Raw genomic sequence first — 321 nt, 5'->3', positions numbered from 1 at the left:
TGGCTAGAGCAGCTGATTTGTAATCAGCAGGTCGTGGGTTCGAGTCCCTCTGGAGGCTCAATTTAATATAAAATATCTGGGGAGATTCCAGAGTGGCTAAATGGGACTGACTGTAACTCAGTTGCTTCGGCTTCGCAGGTTCGAATCCTGCTCTCCCCACATTTTATATTAAAAAAAGTCTTGCAAGTTTTAAAGATTTTCTTTAAGTTTGCACACCGTTAACCAATAATTTTGGAAACAAAATTGCGAAAGTAGCTCAGTTGGTAGAGCGTCAGCCTTCCAAGCTGAATGTCGCGAGTTCGACCCTCGTCTTTCGCTCAA

General features: G+C 43.3%; 2 tRNA genes. Both read left to right on the top strand.

What is annotated here, in order from left to right:
- The first annotated feature begins 78 nt into the window (after positions 1 to 78).
- Positions 79 to 159: transfer RNA gene (locus AB671_RS21300), tRNA-Tyr, on the top strand.
- Between the two features lie 86 nt (positions 160 to 245).
- Positions 246 to 318, top strand: a tRNA-Gly gene (locus AB671_RS21295).
- Positions 319 to 321: the final 3 nt, after the last annotated feature.

This window comes from Chryseobacterium sp. BGARF1, from assembly GCF_001677955.1.
In the GTDB taxonomy this organism is placed as follows: domain Bacteria; phylum Bacteroidota; class Bacteroidia; order Flavobacteriales; family Weeksellaceae; genus Chryseobacterium.
Note: the sequence above shows the minus strand (reverse complement) of the source record. Positions and strands in the feature narration are given on the sequence as shown.